We start from the raw sequence: 8515 nt of genomic DNA, 5'->3' as shown, positions 1-8515 counted from the left end.
AATCAAGCGATCAAAGCTGATGAGAATCGGTGATCAAAGTCATGAGAATACGCACTATGCTTTGTACTGTACTCCTTATAAAGTAAATACTGTTTCTCGAACTTAGTGTTACCACATGAGACTAACAGTTGGAGTTGGTTCCAGCTCAATTTTACTATATTCGTAATATGTATTGTTGAACTGTGCCCCTTTCGATTCGTCACCTGAACGATTTCATTTACCTTAAAAAGCGCAATTTGGCGGTAGACCACAGGGTCATACTTGAATTTTCTTTCAGCTGTTACCGCTGTAGGGAAAAGAGCTTTATGTTGATTAGTCAATGAAACTTGAGGTCTCACAAGTCGAGCGGTTACTCGCTCAGGCTTGGCGGCTGGGTCAGGTTTTAATGCTTCTTCAATCGTTTTTCCAATCTGCAATTTTCCGAGTATATAATTTTGGGGCAAAGGCGAGTCAGCAGATAACTCGCCTGACAAAAACGTGTTAGAGCCTAAGAACCGCTCTGTGCCAGAGAAAGATGTTGATAACGCCTTGCTAACGCAATACAAAAGCTATCGCACAGCAGCTTGCCACTATGCCACTGCTAACATGTCAGTATCTTTATGCGGCTCTAATTCGATCTCGTAATCTTCTTGGTAATTGTCGAGTGCCTTAACAACGCTTTGAACATCCACCTTAAAGAACTCTTTGCGATGATTTACTAGGTTGACTCTTTGTTTGCTGAATTCGTTATGTAGAAATTTCTCTAAACTGGGTGCATCTTCCGAATATATATATGCGTGGACATCAAACAGTTCCGGTACAGAAGCATCTCCGAGTTCTTTGACTCTCTCATCTGGATCTGCTCTTCGAGTCATGCCAATTTTTACCATCCCCTCCCCAAATGACACCCTATTAGAGATTATATAAACGTAACCAGCTCGTGTTTGTTGAGCGAGCGATTGTGAGCGAGCCTCTTTTTTCTTCAACACTTCCAGTTCCAATTTATGCAGCTCGTACAGTTCCTTTTGCTCATCAGAGCTGGATTCTAGTTTGCTCAATTCATGCGCAACCAGCTTCTCCATAATCTCACGCTCTTTCCTAGCTTTATTCGCAGCATTAATTATACGCTTTTCTTCTCGCTCTGCTTCTTTCGCGATACGTGCTTCTTCACGTTGTTCTTCTTTAATGTCAGCTTTAATCTGGTTCAATTCATATGTTAGTCGGAGCTCTTTATTCTTTAACCGGAAATAACTTTCAGACAATTGCGTTTTAACTATACGGCCTGAGTTGTTTATATCGTCGAATGTTTCACGGGCGCGTTGAGATAGCCTATTGATGTTGTTCCAATCAACCATTGAAGATGCCGCTTTAAACTCATTATCTAAACAGCGGATCCGGAGTTTTATTTCACGATTAAATAGTTTTGTAGCGCCAGCTTTGCGGCCATTAACTCTTACGTCTTTACTCATACTGCAGATACAAGCTGTTTTGTTTTTTACCATTTCCTTTATGTCTTCTTTAACTTGAGCAAGTTCTGCTTCAATTTTTCTGACTTCTTTCGTTTCCGATATAAATGCGTAAGAAGTATCATCAGAGGTACCCACGCCAAGGTTGTACAATGAAAGCTTTTTTTTGTTGTCACGTAGTCTGCTGAATGTCTTATTGTACTTTATCTGTAAGTCTGAATATTTCTCTTTAATTTGTTTTAGCTTGTCTTCTGCCCTCGATACAGGGAAGTACGCATCTCTAACTTTCTTACCATCTGCTTCGACCATTTCAAGCGCTGCGCATGATTTCCTCCACAAGAAAAATGCACCTAATGCACAAATGAATAATATAATTGTTATGAGCATGGTTATGTCCTTATATTGATGCCGGAATTGACCCAGTTAGGTTTTCGTGCGATTGCTTGTTCATTGCTTCACGAATCAAAATACTTTCTCTGTATTCCTTGGCTTCTACATCATAGTACCAGTCGCTTGACACATTCAGTTCGTCCATTGCAGCTTTTACTTGCTGGGGGCTTACCTTGAAAAACTCCTTTCGATTGTTTTCCACATTCACTCGTTGTTCGTCAAACTTTCTATGAAGCTTCTTCTCTATTTCTGGAGCATTCTGCACAAATGCCATCGTGTGCACATCAAATTTAAACGGTACGCTTGCGTCACCGAGTTCATTAATGCGATCCATCGGTTCGAGTCTACGAGTCATTCCGATTTTAACAACACCCTCTCCAAAACTACCTAGGTTTGAAATGACATATATGTAGCCGACCTTTGTGATCTGTGCTTGCGAGGTTGTGCGTTGAAATTTATTTTCTAGCTTGGCAATTTCAGATTTCATCTTTTGGATTCTTTCTTCCATGACTTTAGCGCTTGCCCCGTGCAGTTTTAAAGCTAAGGCTTGGGCTTTTTTCAGATCAGAGCTCCGGTAAGATATTTCGTCTTCAAGGTCATCGGCTTCATCTCCGGATTGATTATTTTGCTCACGGAGGATAGCTTGTTGTTTTTTCCTCTCCGCTTTCTGTCTTTCTCTGTATAAAAGCTCTCGATGCCAAGCGTTTAACTCATTGATTTTCAGGTTAAAAAATTCTGCTGAGATGGTTGCATTAGCCGTCTCGCCCAGTTTACCAAGTTGTCCATTTACACGATGTAGTTTATTAACCGCCGTATCATAAGTTGAATGGCGCATAGTTTTTCTTATGGCATCAAATTCTGCATTGAATGCTTTGAGCGAAAGATATCGGTAATCTTCGACCATTCGTGCACCAGTTTTTTCGCAGCCAAACCATTCCCATTTTGAGTATGCGTTTGTTGCTAGGCCTCTGCTTATGACACGATACTGATCCGCATAACATTTATTGATTTGAGCTTTAAGTTCCTCTCTGTCATCAAAGCGATAAACAGGTGGCTGTAATCCAACTTCGATATATTGTCTCTCTAGCTCAAGCTTCTCAGTGGATTCCTCGAGTGTTTTAAAATGTTCTTGACCAGAAGTGATTTTCCTTTCCACTTCTTCTAACTCACCTTCAAGTTTGGCAACCTGATTTTCAATAGATTCCTTTTCGAGGTTTTCCTTTTGACGTTGAATTTCAGCAATTTTTTCAATTCGTTTCGTGTGATTAGATTTCCCTTTGATGGCGAGAACAATTATGGCTCCGCAAAATAGCGCCGATAAGTAAACGTGTATGTCTATTCCCTCAATCATATTTCCCTTCATTTTATTATGCTTTTGGATTACCTTATCTTTTGTATGGAATATATTCAACACTACCTCTTAACAGTAACTTCCTTAATCGCACTTTTGTCGAAATCCAAACCATAACTACCATATCAACATGTTCATCTTTTACATTTATTAACGTCAAGCTGACGCTATACTTATGGATATCTTGTTGCTTATCGGATAGGAGAAACATAGGACAACGCGGCTTGAAAGTGCCAACAAAAGAAATTCGACATCATTTTCATCCACTTGTGTCAGGAAGGCGGTGAAGGCTGCTTTAAAATAGTCAGGGATTACAAAGTTAATCACACCACATACGTTCAGAGAGTCGTTCGCGACTCATCTTTAGCAATCAGGAGAAGACATTCGCACAGTTCAAAGTAAACTTGGTCATTCCGATTTGAAGACAACGCAAATATATATTCATGTTTTACAACAAGGCGCAAACGGTGTTGTTAGCCCTTTGAGCAAAATTTTCTAGCTCGTTTTGGGGCAAATACGAGTTAGCCGATAGCCGGCTTTGCAGAATAAAACTAATTACATAAAGTTATCGTGACAGTCTCTTCATCAGTCAAAGCAGTCTTGGAAAAGTAAGTATTTTCGTTCTACGTTCATTATACTTTGGCTGGCCGACATACGCACATATTCCGTGTATCAAACCTTACTAAGTTTGCAATGGGTAAGAACGTTGTTGAAGTAGAAAAGAAGCTCGAAAAACTAGTGCCTAAAGAGTTTAAAGTCGGTGTTCACCACTAGCTTATACTGCATGGCCGCTATACCTGTGTTGTCCGTAAACCTAAATGCGGCAGCTGTATTAGTGAAGACTTGTGTGAGTTTAAAGATAAAACTGAGTAGCTATATGGCAAGTGTTCCTCTACCAATACATTCTATTTCTTAATGCAGGTGCCAAACTTAGGCACCTTGACTTTTCTATAGTGCAAATTAATTAAATAAACGTTTATACCTGTCCCCTTGCGAAAGGCAATTATTGGAACATTTTCAAAGTATTAATTTCACAAGTCTTAATCCTTTAGTTATGCTGTTGAGCATTATGAAATTTTATTGCGAGAATTCCTATGCTACCAATACTTCGTATCTTGTTAATTGAGCAAGATCCAGTCACCTTACAAGAGCTTTCAACGAATCTATCGAAGACCATTGTCAATTTTGAGCGAGATGATATTCATATCGATATTATTGAGCGTCTTGAGTTAAAACAAGCGTTGGACATTGTAGAGGAAGATGGTGATATTCAGGCTGTAGTGCTTAGCTGGGATTTGCAAAATAAGGTTGGCGAACGCACTTATAGTCGCTTTATCGAGCAGTTAAAAGGGATCCGCCTTGAGCTGCCAGTTTATGTTATTGGCGATGATACGAAGGGGCTAGAAATCGTTAATGAGTCGGAGGAGATTGAGTCTTTCTTTTTTAAAGATGAGGTAATTTCTGATCCTGAAGCAATTTTAGGCTATATGATCAACGATTTCGATGACCGCTCAGAGACCCCATTTTGGACTGCGTATCGCCGTTATGTTGGCGAAGCAAACGATTCTTGGCATACACCAGGTCACAGTGGCGGCTCCAGCTTTAGAAATTCTCCTTATATTAAAGATTTTTATCAGTTTTATGGTCGTAATGTGTTTGTGGGCGACTTGTCGGTTTCGGTTGATTCGTTGGGTTCATTGTCAGATAGCACCAATACCATTGGCCGTGCGCAAGAGTCAGCAGCGGCGACGTTTGAAGTCAAGCATACCTATTTCGTTACCAATGGGTCGTCTACCTCAAATAAAATCATCTTGCAGACATTGCTGCGTAAGGGCGATAAAGTGATTATCGATCGAAACTGTCATAAATCTGTCCACTATGGCATTTTGCAATCAGCCAGTTTACCTGTTTATTTGTCGAGTATTTTAAATCCTAAATATGGCATCTTCGCGCCGCCGTCGTTGGCCGACATTAAACAGGCGATAGAACAAAATACCGATGCGAAATTGCTAGTCCTCACCGGTTGTACTTACGATGGCCTACTGAGCGATCTGAAACAGGTGGTCGATTTTGCCCATCACCATGATATTAAAGTATTTATTGACGAGGCATGGTTTGCTTACTCGCTGTTTCATCCAAGCCTACGATACTATTCCGCCATTCATGCTGGCGCTGACTACGTCACCCATTCAGCGCATAAAGTGGTATCGGCGTTTTCTCAAGCGTCTTATATTCATGTTAACGACCCTGATTTCGATGCTGATTTCTTTCGTGAGATTTACAGTATTTACGCCAGTACATCGCCAAAATATCAGCTTATCGCATCGCTTGATGTATGCCAAAAGCAGTTAGAGATGGAAGGCTATAAGTTACTCAATGCTTTGTTGAACCATGTGGAAGAATTTAAACAACAGATGGCTTCACTCAAACAAATTAAAGTACTAGGTAAGCAAGACTTTATGGAAATATTTCCGCACTTTAGTGGTGATAACATGGGTCACGATCCACTAAAAATTCTCATCGACATAAGCGAATTACCTTATTCGTTAAAGGATATTCATAAATACCTGCTGGATGAAATTGGCCTAGAAATAGAAAAATACACCCACAGTACCATTTTGGTATTACTGACGCTTGGTGGCACGCGCTCAAAGATCATTCGTTTATACAATGCATTGAAAAAACTCGATAGCGGCAAGGTTAAACTAGCCACATCAACGCGACGTTCTCGCTTGCCGGAAAATTTACCGGCTATAAACTTAGCCTGTATTCCAAGCGAAGCATTCTATGGCGAGCGAGAATCGGTGCCTATTAGTAAAAGCAATAACCGCATTTGTGCCGGTTTAGTTACGCCCTACCCGCCAGGCATTCCACTTTTGGTTCCGGGGCAGCATATTACACAAGAGCATATTGACTATCTTAAAGAATTGGCAGGACAAGGATTAACAATTCAAGGCAGTTTTGATGGCGAAATATATGTTCTTAAGGGCAAAGTTAATAAGTAAAGATATACTTTAATACAGTCGAACTCCTCATAACTAAACAGCAATATCACATGATATTGCTGTTTAGTAGAGTAAAAAGCTGATCCTCACACTCCAAAAATAAATGAAGCCAGAATGCAATGATACAATTGAAGAACAAAAAAGCGCTTACACTTCTGCGGATTGCAGCTCTCATTGTTACTCTTACTAGCATATACATTTTTGCCCCTTGGCAGTTTGCTTTATATTACTTTCACCCACTGCCCGCTAACGTTCAAGCACAAACACAAGAGGCTATTGAACAAGGAATTGATGGCATTATTGTGTATATTCATAAACAAGGACAGCAACCTGAATATTTTGCAAATGGTTGGCATAATAGAAAGCACAAAATACCCGCTTACCCTAGTGCACTTTTTAAAATTGGCAGCATTCGAAAGTTATATGATGCAGCAGCTTTAACCAAACTTTCAGCCGCTGGACGTATTGATGTAGATAAAACACTGGCTGATTATCTTCCATCATTAATTGGACGCATTGAAAACGCAGATAAAATTACATTGCGAATGATGGTAAAACACAAAAGTGGCATACCCAATTACACAGACACCGATAATTTTGATTGGTCAATCACCTACCCTGATCCACTTGCATTAGTGCTCGATAAACCCGCTGACTTTAGCCCTGATGCTGATTATGGCTATTCTAATACCAATTATTTGTTGCTGCGAAAAATTATGTCTAACGTGCTGGGTTATGATCATAACCAATATATTAAAGATGTAATTTTAACGCCACTGGGCCTAACGCATACGTTTTCATCAGTACATGAAATCAATTTAATAGATTTAATGAGTGGCTATTACGTAGGTTATGAGAATGACTTTAAAGTGCTCGATCAAGGCTATGTGGCAACCGCACAAGATGTGGGCGACTTTGTTTTTGCTTTAAACAAAGGCACTTTTTTCGACGAACAAGAGCAAGCTTTGTATGCATCACTTTATAAGTATGAACACACGGGTTGGGTATTAGGGTATTCAAGCATTGCTCGTTATTATAAAGATATCGATACAGTCGTTGTGCAGTTTATAAATACTAATGGCGATGATACTGTGATGCTCACAGAAATAATTTATAATCGGATTATTGATATTTTAACTGCGCAGCAATAGTAGTTAAAACTAGCTGCGTTATAAAAATTTATATGAATTTTAAAGAGGATTTAAATGCGTTTACTACACACCATGTTACGGGTTGCAGATCTAGATAAATCAATTGCGTTTTATACTCAAGTACTTGGTATGAAAGAGTTACGCCGTGCTGATAACGAAGAGTACCGCTATACCCTCGCCTTTGTAGGCTACGGTGATGAAACTGACACAACAGTGCTTGAACTGACCTATAACTGGGATACCGACAACTATGATTTAGGTAATGCCTATGGTCATATCGCGATTGAGTTTGATGATATCTATAAAGCCTGTGCTGATATCAAGGCCGCTGGCGGTAACGTAAGCCGTGAACCAGGACCAGTAAAGGGTGGTACAACAGAAATTGCGTTTGTAAAAGATCCAGATGGCTACTCAATTGAACTTATTCAGAAAAAAGAGAACATGAATAAATTTTAGTAAATTTATTTAATAGGTTTACTAACCCCTTTTTAATTATCTAAGCTCAACTCTGATACGATATTAAAAAAGGTGCTGTATGCACCTTTTTATCGTAATTGACTGTCTTTACTGCCACGCCGATTAAGCCCTTTTGAAAGCCCGCCTTTACCTTCTAGGTCAGCTTGGCAGCTTACACAATACTTAACCCCAGGTACCGCAAGTCTTCGTGCCTGTGGTATTGGTTCATCACATTCTTCACATAGCTCGGCACTGGCTCCAGAAACTAAATTACTTCTAGCATACTGCACAGCGTCATTAACGCTTGCGTCAATTTGTTCTTGAATTGCACCATCGCGTGCCCATCCACTTGCCATATAACCTCCTATTTATTTGGACGTTTATATGTACCCTAACATAGGCGAAGTATATTTAAGCTGAATATAAAGAAAGGAAAGAAACTAATAATATATAGGAGTTATTATATTAAATTATTTAATTTTGAGATTTTAACTTCACTGGATAGTTTTGAAGTAGTGATGGAAATGCAGGTAAACTGATTTTAAATACTTTTTATTAAAAGCTATATTACTAATGAATAGTAGGTGGCATACCAAGAGATTTTTCACTCTTTATTATTTTGCGGATAGAGAGTGCTGCAGTCACACTGCTTTGTAGATTACTTAAAATAAGTAAGTGGCGTCCCCAAGGGGATTCGAACCCCTGTTACCGCCGTGA

The 8515-nt window shown here is 39.5% G+C and carries 7 protein-coding genes and 2 pseudogenes; 5 read left to right on the top strand and 4 right to left on the bottom strand.

Going from position 1 to position 8515, the window contains the following annotated elements:
* Nucleotides 1-2: 2 nt before the first annotated feature.
* The 3 genes from QMA00_RS18025 to QMA00_RS18015 all read right to left on the bottom strand — a co-directional run bounded on the left by QMA00_RS18025 (nucleotide 3) and on the right by QMA00_RS18015 (nucleotide 3246).
* On the bottom strand, nucleotides 3-473 hold the full coding sequence (locus QMA00_RS18025) for a hypothetical protein (RefSeq protein WP_217696944.1): 471 nt from the start codon (nucleotides 471-473) through the stop codon (nucleotides 3-5).
* Nucleotides 474-569: 96 nt separating this feature from the next.
* Entirely contained in the window at nucleotides 570-1832 is a 1263-nt protein-coding gene (locus QMA00_RS18020) for a DUF4041 domain-containing protein (RefSeq protein WP_076923169.1), read from the bottom strand.
* Nucleotides 1833-1842: 10 nt separating this feature from the next.
* Nucleotides 1843-3246, bottom strand: coding sequence for a DUF4041 domain-containing protein (locus QMA00_RS18015; protein WP_076923170.1), 1404 nt, complete (start codon nucleotides 3244-3246; stop codon nucleotides 1843-1845).
* 182 nt (nucleotides 3247-3428) lie between these two features.
* On the opposite strand from QMA00_RS18015, the pseudogene QMA00_RS18010 reads away from it, so the two are divergent.
* The 5 genes and pseudogenes from QMA00_RS18010 to gloA all read left to right on the top strand — a co-directional run.
* Nucleotides 3429-3685 (top strand): annotated as a pseudogene (locus QMA00_RS18010) (tyrosine-type recombinase/integrase); the annotation flags it as partial.
* A 70-nt stretch (nucleotides 3686-3755) separates the two neighbouring features.
* Nucleotides 3756-4059 (top strand): annotated as a pseudogene (locus QMA00_RS18005) (endonuclease III); the annotation flags it as partial.
* A gap of 221 nt (nucleotides 4060-4280) precedes the next feature.
* Nucleotides 4281-6191 (top strand): aminotransferase class V-fold PLP-dependent enzyme, encoded by a 1911-nt coding sequence (locus QMA00_RS18000; protein ID WP_076923171.1) that lies wholly within the window; start codon nucleotides 4281-4283, stop codon nucleotides 6189-6191.
* Between the two features lie 119 nt (nucleotides 6192-6310).
* Nucleotides 6311-7342, top strand: coding sequence for a serine hydrolase domain-containing protein (locus QMA00_RS17995; RefSeq protein WP_076923172.1), 1032 nt, complete (start codon nucleotides 6311-6313; stop codon nucleotides 7340-7342).
* 54 nt (nucleotides 7343-7396) lie between these two features.
* Nucleotides 7397-7798 (top strand): lactoylglutathione lyase, encoded by a 402-nt coding sequence (gloA, locus tag QMA00_RS17990; RefSeq protein ID WP_076923173.1) that lies wholly within the window; start codon nucleotides 7397-7399, stop codon nucleotides 7796-7798.
* A gap of 89 nt (nucleotides 7799-7887) precedes the next feature.
* Here the strand turns inward: gloA and QMA00_RS17985 are convergent, their stop codons facing one another.
* Entirely contained in the window at nucleotides 7888-8154 is a 267-nt protein-coding gene (locus tag QMA00_RS17985) for a DksA/TraR family C4-type zinc finger protein (protein WP_008115225.1), read from the bottom strand.
* Nucleotides 8155-8515 lie beyond the last annotated feature (361 nt).

Origin of the sequence: Pseudoalteromonas sp. APC 3694 (assembly GCF_030407565.1) — a bacterium.
Lineage (GTDB): Bacteria > Pseudomonadota > Gammaproteobacteria > Enterobacterales > Alteromonadaceae > Pseudoalteromonas > Pseudoalteromonas tetraodonis.
Note: the sequence above shows the minus strand (reverse complement) of the source record. Positions and strands in the feature narration are given on the sequence as shown.